The organism is Nocardia concava NBRC 100430 (genome assembly GCF_000308815.1).
Classification (GTDB): domain Bacteria; phylum Actinomycetota; class Actinomycetes; order Mycobacteriales; family Mycobacteriaceae; genus Nocardia; species Nocardia concava.
Genome location: NZ_BAFX01000101.1, coordinates 82,902 through 97,750 on the forward strand (window position 1 = coordinate 82,902; position 14,849 = coordinate 97,750).

18 protein-coding genes are annotated in these 14,849 nt (G+C 68.7%); 9 read left to right on the top strand and 9 right to left on the bottom strand.

The window, feature by feature from the left end:
- The first annotated feature begins 51 nt into the window (after positions 1–51).
- The 3 genes from ON43_RS23750 to ON43_RS23760 all read left to right on the top strand — a co-directional run bounded on the left by ON43_RS23750 (position 52) and on the right by ON43_RS23760 (position 1,952).
- The gene (locus ON43_RS23750; RefSeq protein ID WP_040810949.1) at positions 52–936 is read left to right on the top strand and encodes an NmrA/HSCARG family protein; all 885 of its coding nucleotides are present in this window, start codon (positions 52–54) and stop codon (positions 934–936) included.
- Positions 937–946: 10 nt separating this feature from the next.
- Positions 947–1,474 (top strand): cupin domain-containing protein, encoded by a 528-nt coding sequence (locus ON43_RS23755; protein WP_040810950.1) that lies wholly within the window; start codon positions 947–949, stop codon positions 1,472–1,474.
- 91 nt (positions 1,475–1,565) lie between these two features.
- Positions 1,566–1,952, top strand: a complete 387-nt coding sequence (locus ON43_RS23760) for a hypothetical protein (protein WP_040810951.1) — start codon at positions 1,566–1,568, stop codon at positions 1,950–1,952.
- An 86-nt stretch (positions 1,953–2,038) separates the two neighbouring features.
- Here the strand turns inward: ON43_RS23760 and tsf are convergent, their stop codons facing one another.
- Positions 2,039–2,854 (bottom strand): translation elongation factor Ts, encoded by an 816-nt coding sequence (tsf, locus tag ON43_RS23765; protein ID WP_040810952.1) that lies wholly within the window; start codon positions 2,852–2,854, stop codon positions 2,039–2,041.
- A 125-nt stretch (positions 2,855–2,979) separates the two neighbouring features.
- Positions 2,980–3,837 carry a 30S ribosomal protein S2 gene (rpsB, locus tag ON43_RS23770; RefSeq protein WP_040810953.1) on the bottom strand — a complete coding sequence of 286 codons (858 nt, stop codon included), beginning with the start codon at positions 3,835–3,837 and terminating at the stop codon, positions 2,980–2,982.
- A gap of 256 nt (positions 3,838–4,093) precedes the next feature.
- On the opposite strand from rpsB, the gene ON43_RS23775 reads away from it, so the two are divergent.
- On the top strand, positions 4,094–4,630 hold the full coding sequence (locus tag ON43_RS23775) for a GNAT family N-acetyltransferase (RefSeq protein WP_051179051.1): 537 nt from the start codon (positions 4,094–4,096) through the stop codon (positions 4,628–4,630).
- Here ON43_RS23775 and ON43_RS23780 read toward each other — a convergent pair.
- A complete protein-coding gene (locus tag ON43_RS23780; RefSeq protein WP_040810954.1) occupies positions 4,609–4,938 on the bottom strand; it encodes a DUF202 domain-containing protein in 330 nt (109 codons plus the stop codon). The genes ON43_RS23775 and ON43_RS23780 overlap by 22 nt on opposite strands.
- Positions 4,935–5,282, bottom strand: a complete 348-nt coding sequence (locus ON43_RS23785) for a YidH family protein (protein ID WP_040810955.1) — start codon at positions 5,280–5,282, stop codon at positions 4,935–4,937. The genes ON43_RS23780 and ON43_RS23785 overlap by 4 nt, the downstream gene beginning before the upstream one ends.
- 357 nt (positions 5,283–5,639) lie before the next feature.
- Between ON43_RS23785 and ON43_RS23790 the strand changes: the two genes are divergently transcribed.
- On the top strand, positions 5,640–6,251 hold the full coding sequence (locus ON43_RS23790; protein ID WP_083913658.1) for a M23 family metallopeptidase: 612 nt from the start codon (positions 5,640–5,642) through the stop codon (positions 6,249–6,251).
- A gap of 24 nt (positions 6,252–6,275) precedes the next feature.
- A complete protein-coding gene (locus tag ON43_RS23795; RefSeq protein ID WP_040810956.1) occupies positions 6,276–6,791 on the top strand; it encodes a DUF1990 domain-containing protein in 516 nt (171 codons plus the stop codon).
- A gap of 21 nt (positions 6,792–6,812) precedes the next feature.
- Here the strand turns inward: ON43_RS23795 and ON43_RS23800 are convergent, their stop codons facing one another.
- The 5 genes from ON43_RS23800 to ON43_RS23820 all read right to left on the bottom strand — a co-directional run bounded on the left by ON43_RS23800 (position 6,813) and on the right by ON43_RS23820 (position 10,584).
- Complete coding sequence (locus tag ON43_RS23800; protein WP_051179065.1) at positions 6,813–7,178, bottom strand: GatB/YqeY domain-containing protein; 366 nt, start codon at positions 7,176–7,178, stop codon at positions 6,813–6,815.
- Between the two features lie 83 nt (positions 7,179–7,261).
- Positions 7,262–8,026, bottom strand: a complete 765-nt coding sequence (locus ON43_RS23805; protein WP_040810958.1) for a siderophore-interacting protein — start codon at positions 8,024–8,026, stop codon at positions 7,262–7,264.
- 85 nt (positions 8,027–8,111) lie between these two features.
- A complete protein-coding gene (locus ON43_RS23810; RefSeq protein ID WP_040810959.1) occupies positions 8,112–8,903 on the bottom strand; it encodes an N-formylglutamate amidohydrolase in 792 nt (263 codons plus the stop codon).
- Positions 8,903–9,826 carry a tyrosine recombinase XerC gene (locus ON43_RS23815; RefSeq protein WP_040810960.1) on the bottom strand — a complete coding sequence of 308 codons (924 nt, stop codon included), beginning with the start codon at positions 9,824–9,826 and terminating at the stop codon, positions 8,903–8,905. The genes ON43_RS23810 and ON43_RS23815 overlap by 1 nt, the downstream gene beginning before the upstream one ends.
- Positions 9,827–9,906: 80 nt before the next feature.
- On the bottom strand, positions 9,907–10,584 hold the full coding sequence (locus ON43_RS23820; RefSeq protein WP_040810961.1) for a FadR/GntR family transcriptional regulator: 678 nt from the start codon (positions 10,582–10,584) through the stop codon (positions 9,907–9,909).
- A 193-nt stretch (positions 10,585–10,777) separates the two neighbouring features.
- Here ON43_RS23820 and ON43_RS23825 point away from each other — a divergent pair, with 193 nt between their 5' ends.
- Genes ON43_RS23825 through ON43_RS23835 form a run of 3 tightly spaced genes read left to right on the top strand, consistent with a single transcriptional unit; the run spans position 10,778 to position 14,769 of the window.
- On the top strand, positions 10,778–12,307 hold the full coding sequence (locus ON43_RS23825) for an amino acid permease (protein ID WP_083913660.1): 1,530 nt from the start codon (positions 10,778–10,780) through the stop codon (positions 12,305–12,307).
- Positions 12,304–13,326 (top strand): asparaginase domain-containing protein, encoded by a 1,023-nt coding sequence (locus ON43_RS23830; protein WP_051179052.1) that lies wholly within the window; start codon positions 12,304–12,306, stop codon positions 13,324–13,326. The genes ON43_RS23825 and ON43_RS23830 overlap by 4 nt, the downstream gene beginning before the upstream one ends.
- A gap of 45 nt (positions 13,327–13,371) precedes the next feature.
- Positions 13,372–14,769 (top strand): aspartate ammonia-lyase, encoded by a 1,398-nt coding sequence (locus tag ON43_RS23835; RefSeq protein WP_218003347.1) that lies wholly within the window; start codon positions 13,372–13,374, stop codon positions 14,767–14,769.
- Positions 14,770–14,849 lie beyond the last annotated feature (80 nt).

Here is a 14,849-nt window from a genome sequence, read left to right on the forward strand (position 1 = left end):
CGCGCCCGGCTTCCTACCGTCGTTTCAGATCCACGCGACGGGAGCGACCACATGAACGAGGCACACGGACCGGTATTGGTCATCGGAGCAACCGGACGGCAAGGCAGCGCCGCCGCCCGCGCCCTGCTCGAGAAGAACTGGCCCGTGCGGGCTTTCGTCCGGAACCCGGAGGCGCCCGCGGCGGTGCGCCTGCGGGAGGCGGGCGCCGAACTGGTGACCGGAGACCTCGACGACGAGGAATCGCTGCGCGCGGCCATGGACGGCGCCTACGGCGTCTTCCTCATGCTGACCATGATGGAGGGCGTCCACATCAGCCTCGACGCCATCGCGGCCGAGGAGCGGCGCGGCAAGACCGTCGCCGACCTGGCCGCCAAGAGCGGTATCGAGCACCTGGTCTACAGCTCCCTGCGCGGGGTCGGCGCGGGCTCGGGCATCGAGTACTACGACGCGAAAGAGCACATCGAGAACCACATTCGCGCGCTCGGCCTGCCCGCCACCATGCTGCGGCCGGTGTCCTTCATGGACAACTTCGCGACCTACAGCAAGCCGGTTCGTGACGGCGACAACCTGGTACTGGCGCTCGCGGTGCCGCCCGAGCAGCCGATGCCGCTGGTCGCCATCGAGGACATCGGCCGCTTCGCCGCGGTGGCGTTCGAGCGTCCGGGCGAGTTCATCGGTCGCACCGTGGATCTCGCGGGTGATGCCCTCACGCCGGTCCAGATCGCCGAAACCTTCGCTCGCACAGCCGGATTGACCCCGCGCACCGTCCAGGTCCCGGTCGAGCAGATCCGCGCCTTCGACGAGCAGGTGGGAAAGATGTTCGCCTACTTCAACTCCCACCCCGAGCCGCCCGTCGACCTGGCCGCCCTGCGCGCCGACCTGCCCGAACTGATGACCCTCGAGGCGTGGATCGCCCACACCGACTGGAAACTCTGAGGAGCACACCATGACCGACGGACTCCTGGCCGCCGACGGCCTGCTGCTGCCGCCCGGCGCGGGCGACAAGGTCCAGCCCACCATGACCATGAAGCTCGGCGCCGACCGCTCGGACGCCTGGTCGGCCTTCGAAGCCGAGGTCCCACCGGGTTTCGATGTCGGCGCGCACTGGCACGGGCACGCGGAGGAGATCTTCTACGTCGTCGAGGGCGAACTGAACCTGCTGGCCTTCCACCCGCAGGCCAAGGCCATCGGCGACTGGCTCACCTGGGAGGCCGCCGACGGCACCACCGTCTACCGCGGCGGTCCCGGCAGCTTCATGTACGTCCCGGCGGGCTGCCCGCACGCCTTCTACAACCCCGGAACCACCACCGCCAAAATGCTTTTCATGGTCACCCCCTCGGGCCATGAGAAGTACCTCGCCGAGCTGAGCGAGCTCCTGCTCTCCGGCGAGGCCACCCCCGACCTCATCTCCGAACTCCGCCTCAAGCACGACATCCACCAGCTGACACCCCTCCAGAGCCGCCCGGCGGAGTAACCGGCAATCACCCGGCATCTCGACGCTGCCCCGGTAATTCGGGGCAGCGATCAAGTTTGAAACACGCAGATTTCAAATACGATCTGCGCCCATGCTCTCCAAAACCGGCGCAGCCCGAACGGGATTCGCGGCCCTCACCCTCGCGGCGGCCCTCGCCACCGCCGCGGGCCCGGCAGCCGCCGACATCCCCCTCGCCCCCTACTCGCCCGGCACCACGAGCGACATCGCCGTGGAGGGTGCGGGTAGCCCCGGCAGCAGCGACACCCTGCTCGGCCCGGTCTCCGGCTCCGCCCTCGGCTCGGCCTCACTCTCCTCGACCGGAAGCCGCAACGCAGGCCTGCTGGACCTGCCGATGGCCCTGGGATACGTCCCCTGCAACCCCGCCAAGAGCAGCGCCCTGGGCACTCTCGTCGCCGGGCTGATCGAGATCACCGGCAGCGTGGCCTACGGAGTCTCCTGCCCGCCCCCGACCACCTAGCCGATCAAGACCCGGGCAGGGATAAGAGAAGGCCCCTCGCGCATCGGAATCCGATGGGCGAGGGGCCTTTTCGAGTTTTCAGGCGATTACGCCTGGCCGACCTCGAAGCGGGCGAAGCGGGTGATGGTGACACCGGCCTCGTCCAGCTGGGCCTTGACGGTCTTCTTGGAGTCGGTGACCGAGGCCTGCTCGAGCAGCACGACATCCTTGTAGAAGCCGTTGACGCGGCCTTCGACGATCTTCGGCAGCGCGGCCTCCGGCTTGCCCTCTTCCTTGGCGGTGGCCTCGGCGATCTCGCGCTCCTTGGCGACGAGCTCGGCCGGGACGTCCTCGCGGGTGAGGTACTTGGCCTTGAGGGCGGCGACCTGCATGCCGGCGGCGCGGGCGGCCTCGGCATTGTCACCGGTGTACTCGATCAGCACGCCGACGGACGGCGGCAGGTCGGTGGCACGCTTGTGCAGGTAGACGGTGGTCTGGCCGTCGAACGCGGCGACCCGGCGCAGCTCGAGCTTCTCGCCGATCTTGGCGGCCAGCTCCTGCAGCACCTGGTCGGCGGTCTTGCCGTCGACGTCCAGCGCCTTCAGGGCGTCCAGGTCGGCCGGGCGGGCCTTCGCGGCGGCGGCCACGATGGCGTTCGCGACGTCCTGGAACTCCTGGTTCTTGGCGACGAAGTCGGTCTCGGAGTTGATCTCGATCAGGACGCCGTCCTGCGAGACGACCAGGCCCTCGGCGGTGGCGCGCTCGGCGCGCTTGCCGACATCCTTGGCGCCCTTGATGCGCAGGAACTCGACGGCCTTGTCGAAGTCGCCCGCGTTCTCCTCGAGCGCCTTCTTGCAGTCCATCATGCCGGAGCCGGTGAGCTCGCGGAGCCGCTTCACATCGGCGGCGGTGTAGTTCGCCATCTCGGGCGAGCCTCCCTTTGTGAGTGAAAGTCTGTGGGTGTCACACCTTGCCGACCGTTTTCGACCGGCAGTGCACATTCAAATGAACGGTCGGCAAGGTGAACAGATGCCTCGCGGCGGGTGGATCAGAAGTCGGCCGGGGTCTTGGTGGCCGGGTCTTCCTTCAGCTCCGCCTCGGCAGCGGTCTCCGGGGCAGCCTCGGCGGCGGGGGCGGCCTGCGCGAGCAGCTCCTGCTCCCACTCGGCGAGCGGCTCGCCGGCGCCGGCCTCGGGCTTCGAGTCACCGGCGGCACGCGAGGCACGAGCCTGCACGCCCTCGGCGACGGCGGACGCGACGACCTTGGTCAGCAGCGCGGCCGAGCGGATCGCGTCGTCGTTACCCGGGATCGGGTAGTCGACCAGGTCGGGATCGCAGTTGGTGTCCAGGATCGCGATGACCGGGATGTTCAGCTTGCGAGCCTCGCCGACGGCGATGTGCTCCTTGTTGGTGTCGACAACCCAGATGGCCGAGGGAACCTTGGCCATGTCCCGGATGCCGCCCAGGGTGCGCTCCAGCTTGTTCTTCTCACGCGTCAGCATGAGGATTTCCTTCTTGGTGCGACCCTCGAAACCGCCGGTCTGCTCCATCGACTCCAGCTCCTTCAGTCGCTGCAGCCGCTTGTGGACGGTCGAGAAGTTGGTGAGCATGCCGCCCAGCCAGCGCTGGTTCACGTAGGGCATGCCGACGCGGGTCGCCTCAGCGGCGATCGACTCCTGGGCCTGCTTCTTGGTGCCGACGAAGAGGACGGTGCCGCCGTGGGCAACGGTCTCCTTGACGAACTCGTAGGCCTTGTCGATGTAGGTCAGCGTCTGCTGCAGATCGATGATGTAGATGCCGTTGCGGTCGGTGAAGATGAACCGCTTCATCTTCGGGTTCCACCGGCGGGTCTGGTGACCGAAGTGCGCGCCGCTGTCGAGCAGCTGCTTCATTGTTACGACAGCCATGGCTCCGTAACTTCCTCTCGTTGCTGGTTGACACAGGAATCGGCGATCCCTGCCCTGGCGCTCACGGCCACCGGAACCCTCCGAGAAAAATTCAGGGGGACCAGCCGGCGACACTCACTGTGGGCGCGCGAAGTCGGTTCGCGTTCACGCAAACCGCTGACCCAGTTTACGCAGCGGTGGGCCCAGACCGAAATCGGCCCCGGGGGTCGGGGAAATGGGGGTGCGGATGCGCAGGTCAGGGGCTTAGCGTGGACGGATGCTGCGGACCGGGAGGCTGGTACTGACACCGCTTTGCGCGGACGATCAGGACGCGTTGTCGGCGTTGTTGCGGAAGCCGGAAGTTCGCGAATTCCTGCTCGACGGGGAGGTGCTGAGCGACGCGGAAGTGACCGAGATCATCGTGAATTCCGAAAAGGATTTCGCTGCCTCGAATTTCGGGATTTGGGGGCTGCGGTTGATCGGGGACGAGGGGTTGATCGGGGCCGGGGACTTGATCGGCACGGCCGGACTGCGGCGACTCGACGGCGGGCCGGAGCTCGAGGTCGTCTACAGCCTCGATCCGGAGCATCAGGGGCGCGGGCTGGCGCTGGAGGCGGCCACGGCGGTGGTCGACTACGCGTTCGAGGTGCTCGGGCGCGACCGCGTGCTGGCGGAGATCGATGAAGGCAACGCGGCGTCGATCGCGCTGATCGAGCGGTTGGGCATGCGGGCATTCGAGAGCGTGCCCGGGGTGCTCGGGCCGATGGTGCACTACTCGCTCGCGAATCCGCGTCAGGCCACCGAGAGCGCATAGGCGACCGAGATCGCGAGGGCGGTCGCCACCACCGCGCCGATCGCGACGGCGAAGGCGGTGATGGAGCGTCTTCCATTGCTCCAGTTGCCTTTTCGATGCGAATGCAGCACGGCGCTGCGGCGCACACAGACGACGGTGACCACCGCCAGGGCGACCATGGCGACGAACGCCAGGACCGCGACCGGCCGACACTCACTGGTGAACGCGACGCGCACGAACAACAGCAGATTCGCCATACAGCCGATGGCGGTCCGGCGCCACGCCAGCGCGGTCCGCTCGGCCGCCAGCCCGGCCTCGGGGCTGGTCATGCCAGCAACAACCCGAAGCTGGCCAGCACCGCGATGACCGCGATGCCGAAGGCGAGTATCGGCACCATCACCGTGTGCGGCAGCCGATCTCCCCGCTCCATCGCCGACTGCACATGCCGCCACCGCCCGTACGCGCCCACCGCGATAATCGCTGCCAGCACAATGCAACTCATCGCCACCGCACTCCGCAGCCCGTGCTGCCGGAACGGCCGCACCAACTCGTGCACCGCCACCCCACCGGCCAGCAGGCCCAGCGCGGTCCGCATCCACGCCAGGAACGTGCGCTCATTGGCCAGCGTGAACCGATAATCGATCCCCGACTCCGGTTCCTCCGACGAGCTCATCGCAGGCGTCCTCCATCACGTCCGAGCGGCATTCGCAGCGACCCACGACTGGCCTCGGCCCTGTTCACAACCGTCGTGTCATCCACACTCGCCGCACACGCTATCCCGCCCGCGAATCCGAGCGCGCACCCTGATCCCATGCCCCTGCTCACCCACCGTCCTGACCCTCCACCACGCTCTCGCAGGACCACAGATCCCCCACCGGCCGCCCGCCCGAGCACATCACGCCGGACACTCCTCGCCACCGCGCACAGGACGATTCCGGCCGCGGGACGCAGGAGACTTCCGAACGCGGGGAGCAGAATTCGCGCTGCCTGGCGCGCACCACTCCCGGTCGCGGCCTGCCCGTCGACCGTGATGGGGGCGCGCACGAAAGTCGCGACGCCGGTACACACAACGATCCCGACCGGGTTCACGCGAGTACTAGCGGCCGCGCCGTGCGTGGTCGGCCTGGCCGCACTGTGTGTGGTCGGTTTGGCGGCTCCGAGCCGGGGCGCGCCTGCGGACCAGGATGTGCCCGTGGGTGCGTACGGCTGGCCGCTGGTGCCGCGTCCGGCGGTGGTGCGGGTGTTCGACAAACCCGAGCACGATTGGCTGCCCGGGCATCGCGGGGTGGATCTGGCGGGTGTGCGGGGGCAGGCGGTGTTGTCGGCCGGGGACGGGATTGTGGTGTTCGCCGGGTTGGTGGCTGGGAAGCCGGTGGTGTCCATCGATCATCCGGGTGGGTCGCGGACTACGTATGAGCCGGTTGTCGCGTCGATTGCGGTGGGGCGCAGGCTGACTCGCGGTACTCCGATCGGTGTGCTGGAGGAGGGGCATGCGCCGTGCTCGCCGTGTCTGCACTGGGGTGCGCGCCGGGATCGCGAATATGTCGACCCGCTGGGCTTGCTGCGGCGCGGCCCGATCCGCCTGAAACCGCTGACATCCGGGCCGGGAGCGGGATCACAGCGTCCCGGCCTGTCGGGGTGATGGGGACGGCGGGAGGATGTGGGTATGTCGCAGGAGTCCGCCGACGTGCCGTTCACCTATCCCGATGCGGGCGCGACCCAGGGTGAGTTTCCGCCCGGATACGACCATTTCCGGTTGCGGCTCCGAATCGGTTCCGGGCGGGCGCTTTTCGAGCAGGCTGCCGAACACATCCTCGACTACGGGATACAGCGGGACACCGGGATCTTCAAGTGGGCCGATACCCCGCGCGTGCGGGTCGGGACCCATCTGACCGTGCGGTTGGGTTTGGGGCCCATCGGGATCGATGCGCCGTGCCGGGTCGTCTATGTACTCGATGAGCCGGATAAGCGGGGCTTCGCTTACGGCACGCTGCCCGGGCATCCGGAGATCGGAGAGGAGTTGTTCGCTGTCGAGTACGACCCCGCCGACGATGCGGTGTACGGCGTCATCGCGGCCTTCTCCAATCCCGGCGCCTGGTACGTCCGCCTCGGGGGCCCGATCGTCCGCCTCATCCAGCGCTGGTTCGCCCGCCGCTATATCGGAACGCTCCGCCCGCGCTGAGGCGGGCGGAGCGACGCGATCTCAGCCCTCGCCCAGGTGGGCGGCGAGGGCGGCGGCTTCGGCGCGCAGTGTGGCGGCGCGGTCGGCGCCGCTGGCGAGCGACTCGTATTCCTTTGCGGCGGTGAGCCGCTCGTCGATCTCGGCACGGACGATGGCCGCGATCTCGGCTTCGGTCAGATCGCGGCGGGCGCGCTCGGCCGCGCCGAGACCGACGGCACTGGATTCGATGGCCCCGGCTCGCACCTCCGAACCGTCCACCGCTTCCGCATTGTCGATGGCCCCGAGGGCCGAGCGCAGTGCGGCCGTGGCAGGGCGGTCGCGAGACTTCATCGCGGCGGGCAGCGCCGCGCGCAAACGGTCACGCAGCGGCTGGATCTCGATGGTCATGACCGGCACGGTACGGCGGCAAACCGCTCGCGTCGACCATTTTTCGCAGCGCGTCGGGGATCCAGGATGGCCGAGCGGATCGCCTAAACGCCTGCGGGAGCGGCCTTCTCGCTTGCGGCGAGCTCGGACTTCCAGGCGCGGAAACCCTCTTCGGTGCGGCCGCGACGCCAATAGCCGGAAATGGAGGATGCCCATTCGGCGGGGACGGCGCGTTCCTTGCGGATGTAGGGGCGCAGGTTGTGCATGACGGCCTGGGCCTCACCGTGAATGAAGACCTGCACCTGCCCCTCGCGCCACGGCGCGGATCGGACGGCCGAGGCCAGTCGCTCGCCCGGTTCGGCGTCGCCGCGGTGAATCCAGGTGAGCTCCACGCCTTCCGGATGGGCGAAGGACAGTTCGTCGGCCGGGCCGCCGACCTCGACGAAGATCTGACCGACGGCATCGCCGGGCAGCGCCTCGCTGGCCGCGGCGATGGCGGGCAGTGCGGACTCGTCGCCGGCCAGGAGATACCAGTCGGCATCGGGGCGCGGCGCGAAGGCGCCGCCGGGGCCCATCAGCTCGATGCTGTCGCCGGGCTCGGCCGCGGCCGCCCACGGACCGGCCACGCCCTCGTCACCGTGGTAGACGAAGTCGATGGCGATCTCCTGGGCCGCCCTGTCCACCTCGCGAACCGTGTAGGTGCGCACAGTGTCGCCGTCGGGGCCGGGGAAGACGAGTTTGACGTAGGCGTCGGTGAAATCGTTGGGCTGGAAGGCTGCGAAACCGGGACCGCCGAGCCGTACCCGGATCAGGTGATCGGTCAGGCGGATCGTGTTCTGGACCACCAGCGTCGTCCGTGTGCGTGCCAAAGTGCCACCTCCATTATTAGGATTACCTAAGTGACGCTAGCACGAATTCCGATAGGTCGTCGATACGATTTCGATATGCCGTTGATCATGGGATTCCGCTGATGAGCGATGCCAGCGCCGTGGCCAGCCGATTTATTCCGGGACCGGGCGGGCCGCCGGGCTCGGACATGTAGAGATCCCGGCGGATCTCCACCATCAGCGCGGAGACCCGCGCGTCGGTGCCGTAGAAATCCAGGGGCACATAGGTTCCCGCGAACGGGCTGTTGGCGCCGACACCGCCGAAATCCACGAAGGCCCCGGCCGCGCGGGTGAGCAGTTCGGGCGGGGTGTGAAAGGCGTCCGCGCCCAGGCAGATCGGCGGACGGAGGCCTTCGCCGTGCAGCTCGTAGGGCAGGGGTTCGGTGGGATAGGAGTGCACGTCGATGATGACGGCCTGACCGACGGCGGCGAGCCGGTCTGCGACCACCTCCGTCATGGCCCGGGCGTACGGATGGAAGTAGCTGTCCAGCAAGGGATTCGGGTCGAAGTCCGGCTCGCGCAGCGGCTCGCGGTCCGTGGTGGCGGTGTACACCGCTCCCATGCCGACCGCCAGCATCTCCTCGCGCTCGTCGGGGAAGCGCTCCGGGTCGACGACCAGCCGGGACAGCCGGTTCACGAATTGCCAGGGCCGCTTGGCCGATAGACCGGCGGCCTCGGCGGCCAACTGCGCCGTGTGCGCGTCGGTGATGGCGTCGAGTTCACGGTCCAGGGCCCGGTCGTCGAGCAGCAGATCCGCGCGGACCGGCTCCGGAATCGTGCGCGCGGAATGCGGAACATGCAGCACCACGGGCGAATCCGCGGCGCCGGGCAGCAGTTCGACCGAATCGGGGATATCCATCAGGCGCGCGGGTGGGCTTGGTCGTGCACCTTCTTGAGCCGATCGATCGACACGTGGGTGTACAGCTGAGTGGTGGCCATGCTGGCGTGGCCCAGGATCTCCTGCACGACCCGCAGGTCGGCCCCGCCCTCGAGCAGGTGGGTGGCGGCGGTGTGCCGAAAACCGTGCGGCCCCATATCCGGTGCACCGGGAATGGCCGAAACCACCTCGTGCACAACGGTTCTGGCCTGCCGCGGATCGATCCGTCGACCCCGGCGACCGAGCAACAGCGCCCGCCCCGACTCCGGCGTGGCCAGGGCCGAGCGCCCGAACCGCAGCCAGCCTTCCAGCGCCTGTTCGGCGGGCCCGCCGAACGGCACCGCCCGCTCCTTGTTCCCCTTGCCGAGCACCCGCACCAGCCGCCGCTCCCGATCCACATCCTCGATGTCCAGCCCGCACAGCTCGCTCACCCGGATCCCGGTGGCGTACAGCATCTCGACGATGAGCCGATCCCGCAATGCCATCGGATCCCGTTGCGCCGCCCCCGATTCCGCCGCCTCCATCGCCGCCCGCGCCTGCTCCTTCCCCAGCACCGACGGCAACACCCGATGCGCCCGCGCCGACCCCAGCCGCGGCCCCGGATCCACCGCCAGCCGCCCGGTATGCGTCAGCCACGCCGTGAACGTCCGCGCCGACGAGGCCCGCCGAGCCATCGTGGTCCGCGCCGCTCCCCCGGCGGCCTGCGACGCCAACCACGACCGCAACAACTGCAGATCCACCTCCCCCACACCGGAATCCACAGCCCGATTCAGCAGATGCTCCAACAACCCACGCGCATCCCCCACATACGCCCGCACCGTATGCTCCGACCGATTCCGCCCCAACCGCAGATGCCGCCCATACTCGACCAGCAACGCCTCCAAATCCTCGGGCAGCTCACTCATCCCCTCACGCTGACCCGAATTCACCCCCAAGGCAAGCGCCCTCGCCGACAACGCCGATCCGGTCCGCGATACCGGCGCCGTCAGCCGTCGATGCGGGCCAGGGTCTCGGCCACTCGTTCGAGGTGTTCGGACATGGCCTGGCGGGCTTCTTCGGGGGAGCGGGCCTGGATGGCGCGGACGATGGCCTCGTGTTCGCGGTCGGAGTCGGCGCGGCGGTCCTGGGTCAGGTTGAGGAATTCCGATTGGACGTCGAGGGCGCGGCGGGTGTCGGCGACCATCGAGGTCAGCATCTTGTTGCCGCTGGCCGCGGCGATCGCGGTGTGCAGTTCGCCGTCGTGGCGGACCCATTCGCGGGCATCGGTGGTGGCGGCCAGCTTGTCCAGGAGGGTGAACAGCTGCTCGAGCTGTTCGGGGGTGTGGCGCTCGGCGGCGAAACCGGCGGCCGGGATCTCCACCAGGCGGCGGGCCTCGATCAGGTCCCCGGCCTCGATGCCGGCGAAGGTCAGCCGCGCGTTCTCCTTGGCGGAGATGACGAAAGTGCCTCGGCCGCTGCGGGTTTCGGTGAGGCCGAGAATGGCGCAGGCGTGCAGGGCCTCCCGCACCACCGGGCGGCTCACGCCGAATTCCTTGGCCAGGGCGATCTCGCCGGGCATGCGGTCGCCGACCGCGTACTCACCGCTGGTGATCAGGCTCTTGAGTCGACGAAAGACCGCCTCCGTAGCGCCGATGCGCTGCACACGTCCTTCTTCGACAGTCACGCGACCAGTATGGGCGCCCCGGCTCGAGCCGCGCAAAACGCTCGCGCCGCGTTTCCCACGGGTGATCCGGCGGGCCATTGACAGCGATTGTGACGCCAATTACGGTTCACCTGTCTTACAGCCTGACAGCCTTACTGCCTGAGCGCTCTCCACCCGCTCGCGGAGGCTGGATGCGGCCCGAGGAAGGTTTCCCATGCAGCTCGACCAACCGCCGTCCGCGGCGCACACCAGCGCCGCGACAGCGGACATCAGCACAGCGGCAGCGCACACCGACGCCGCGGCGACGTCCGCCCCGGCCCCGACCGGCTCGCCGGAGCGGATCGACATCGGCGATCTCGGCTATCAGAAGCAGCTGCGCAAGCGGCACATGCGGATGATCGCCATCGGCGGATCCATCGGCACCGGCCTGTTCCTGGGCGCCAGCGGCCGCATGGCCCTGGCCGGCCCGTCACTGGCCATCGTCTACATCGTCTGCGGCATCTTCACCTTCATGGTGGTGCGGGCACTGGGCGAACTGGTCATGTACCGGCCCTCGTCCGGCGCGTTCGTCTCCTACGCCCGCGAATTCCTCGGCGAGCGCGGCGCCTACTCGGTCGGCTGGCTGTATTTCCTGAATTGGTCGACCACCCTGGTCGCCGACATCACCGCGGTCGCGCTGTACGTGCACTACTGGTCGTTCTTCGTGCCGGTGCCGCAGTGGGTGCTCGCGCTGATCGCGCTGGCCGTCGTGGTCGGGCTGAATGTGGTGTCGGTCAAGCTGTTCGGTGAACTGGAATTCTGGTTCGCGCTGGTCAAGGTCGGCACCATCATCGTGTTCATGCTGGTGGCAATCGGATTCATCGTCACCGGCACCGATATCGGCGGGCACACCCCGGGCCTGTCCACCATCACCGACAACGGCGGCATCTTCCCGCGCGGGCTGGCCCCGATGCTGACCATCGCGCTGGGCGTGGTGTTCGCCTTCGGCGGCACCGAGATGATCGGCGTCGCCGCGGGCGAATCCGACAACCCGCGGGCGGTCGTGCCCAAGGCGGTCAACTCCATCATGTGGCGGATCGTGCTGTTCTACGCCGGTTCGGTGGTGCTGTTCACGCTGCTGCTGCCGTGGACGGCGTACTCGTCCGGTGAGAGTCCGTTCGTCACGGTGATGAGCAAAATCGGTGTGCCACACGCCGGTGACGTCATGAACCTGGTGGTGCTCACCGCCGCCATGTCGAGCCTGAACGCGGGCCTGTACGCGACCGGCCGCACGCTGCGGTCGATGGCGGTGGCCGGGACCGCACCGCGGTTCGCCGCGCGGATGAACGGCCGGGGCGTGCCCTACGGCGGCATCCTCATCACCAGCGCGGTCGGCATCGCGGGCGTTGTGCTGAATCTGGTGGTGCCGCAGCAGGCTTTCGAGATCGTGCTGAACCTGGCCGGACTCGGCATCGTCGGCACCTGGGCCTCGATCATGGTCTGCCACTGGATCTTCGTGCGCCGCGCCGAGCGAGGCGAGTACACGCGGCCGGAGTTCCGGCTGCCCTTCGCGCCGGTGCTCAATGTGCTCACCCTCGGCTTCCTGGGCGCGGTCGTGGTGCTGATGTTCTTCGACGCCGAGGTCGGGCGCATCACGCTGGTGGCGTTCCTGGGCGTGGTCGCGGCCATGGTGGCGGGCTGGTACCGGGTGCGCGGGCGGCTCGATGCCACGGTGCTCACGACGGACGGGAAGTCCGCCCTATGACCGGCGCCGCGTCCAGCACTGTGGCACAGGATATTTCGACGCTGCGGGTCGCGATCCTGTACACCGGTGGCACCTTCGGCATGGTCGACGGCGGTGACGGGCTGCGCCCGCGCGCCGGGATCGGGGGCGAGATCGCCGACCTGATCGACGCCTATACCGACCGGTTCGGGATCCCGGTGGAGTTCCGCTACAACGAACTCGAGCGGGTCATCGACAGCGCCGACGCCGATCCTGACACCGCCCGCCGGATTGCCGAGCGGGTGCGCGCCGGGCTCGGAGTGACCCCGCCCGACGGCGTCATCGTCATCCACGGCACCGACACCATGGCCTACGCGGGCGCGCGAATCGCGTTCGAGCTGCACGACATTCCGGTTCCGGTGGTGCTGACCGGCGCGCAGATCCCGCTGGGACTGCCCGCCAGCGATGCCGGGGACAACCTGATGCTGGCCTTGAATTCGATTGCCACCCAACCCGCCGCGGGCGTCTTCATCGCCTTCGGGTCGGCGCTGCATCCGGCGGTGCGGGCGAGCAAGCGCAGCTGCGACGGGTACGACGGGTTCACCACCGTGCGTCCGCTCACCCCGCCGCGGGCGTCGGTCGCGCATCCGGTCGCGGTGCATGGGGGCGAAACATCGCCTCCGGTCGGCCTTTTCACGGTCTTTCCCGGCATGGACACCGATCTGCTCGATGCCGCGCTGCGCATCTACCACGGCGGCGTGGTGCTGGAGTGCTACGGCGCCGGGACCATGCCGGTGTCCGAGACCACGGTCGCCGCCATCGGCAAGGCGACCGAGCGCGGCACGCCCGTCGTGCTGATCACCCACTGCGACAGCGGAACCGTCGACCTGGGCCGGTACCAGCCCGGACGCGCGCTGCTCGCCGCGGGCGCCATCGGGGGCGGCGATATGACGCGGGAGGCCGCGCTGGCCAAGCTCGCCCACCTCGCCGACCTCGGACTCCCCGCGGCCGAACTCCGCCGGTGGATGACCACCAATCTGCTCGGCGAACTCACCGACTGAAATCCCAATCCCTGCCAGCCACAAGCCGATCGCATGGAGACGACAATGACCGAAACCCGCACCGAACACGATTCGCTGGGCGCGCTCGACGTACCCCGGGACGCCTACTGGGGTGTGCACACCGCCCGCGCCCTGGACAACTTCGCCATCTCCGGCGAGCGCATCGGCAACTATCCGGCGCTGATCACCGCCCTGGCCGCGGTGAAGCAGGCCGCCTGCCTCGCCAATCGCGAACTCGGCCTGCTCGATGACCGCCGGGGCGAGGCCATCGAGGCCGCCTGCGCCGAAATCCGCGGCGGCGCACTGCACGACCAGTTCCCCATCGATCCGATCCAGGGCGGCGCGGGGACCTCGACCAATATGAACGCCAACGAGGTCATCGCCAATCGCGCGCTGGAGCTGCTCGGGCACGAGCGCGGCGCCTACTCCGAACTCGATCCGCTCGATCACGTGAACCTCGGTCAGTCCACCAATGACGTCTACCCGACCGCCGTGAAACTCGCTGTCATCCAGCATATTCGGCAACTGGCCGCGGCCATGGAGCGGCTTGCGGGCGAATTCGACCGCAAGTCCGCCGAATTCGCCGACGTCCTGAAAATGGGCCGCACCCAGTTGCAGGATGCCGTGCCTATGACTCTCGGGCAGGAATTCGCCACCTTCGCGATCATGCTGCGCGAGGACTGCGCCCGGCTGGCGGAGGGCACCGCGCTGTTGCACGAGGTCAATCTTGGCGGTACCGCCATCGGCACCGGTATCAACGGCCATCCGCTGTATCCGGCGCTGGCCTGCGCGCGGCTGAGCGAACTCACCGGTGAGCAGGTGGTTCCGGCCGAGAACCTGATCGAGGCCACCCAGGACTGCGGCGCGTTCGTCCAGGTCTCCGGCATCCTCAAGCGGGTGGCGGTGAAACTGTCCAAGACCTGCAACGATCTGCGCCTCATGTCCTCCGGCCCGATTACGGGCCTGCGCGAGATCACCCTGCCCCCGGTGCAGGCGGGCTCGTCGATCATGCCCGGCAAGGTCAACCCGGTCATCCCCGAAACCGTCAATCAGATCGCCTTCGAGGCCATCGGCGCCGATCTGACCGTCACCATGGCGGCCGAGGGCGGCCAGTTCCAGCTCAACGCCTTCGAGCCGATCATCGCCCACAGCCTGCTGCGCACCACCGCGCACCTCACCGCCGCCGCCGACACCCTGGCCACCAAGTGCGTCAACGGCATCACCGCCCACCGCGACCACCTCGCCGCGGGCGTCCACCGCTCCATCGGCATCGTCACCGCCCTGACCCCCCACATCGGCTACGCCGCCAGCGCCCGAATCGCCAAGCACGCCTTGCAAACCGGCCAACCCGTCGCCGACGTCGCCACCGAACTCGGCCTGCTGACGCCGGAAACGGTCGCCGAACTCCTGGCGCCGCACCGCCTGGCGGGCCTGCCCGACTGACGGCTCGGACCGACTGCGCGGCAACGTCTTGCGGGCCTGCCCAATCCGCAGGCTCGCGGACGTTATCGCCGAAGCGCTCC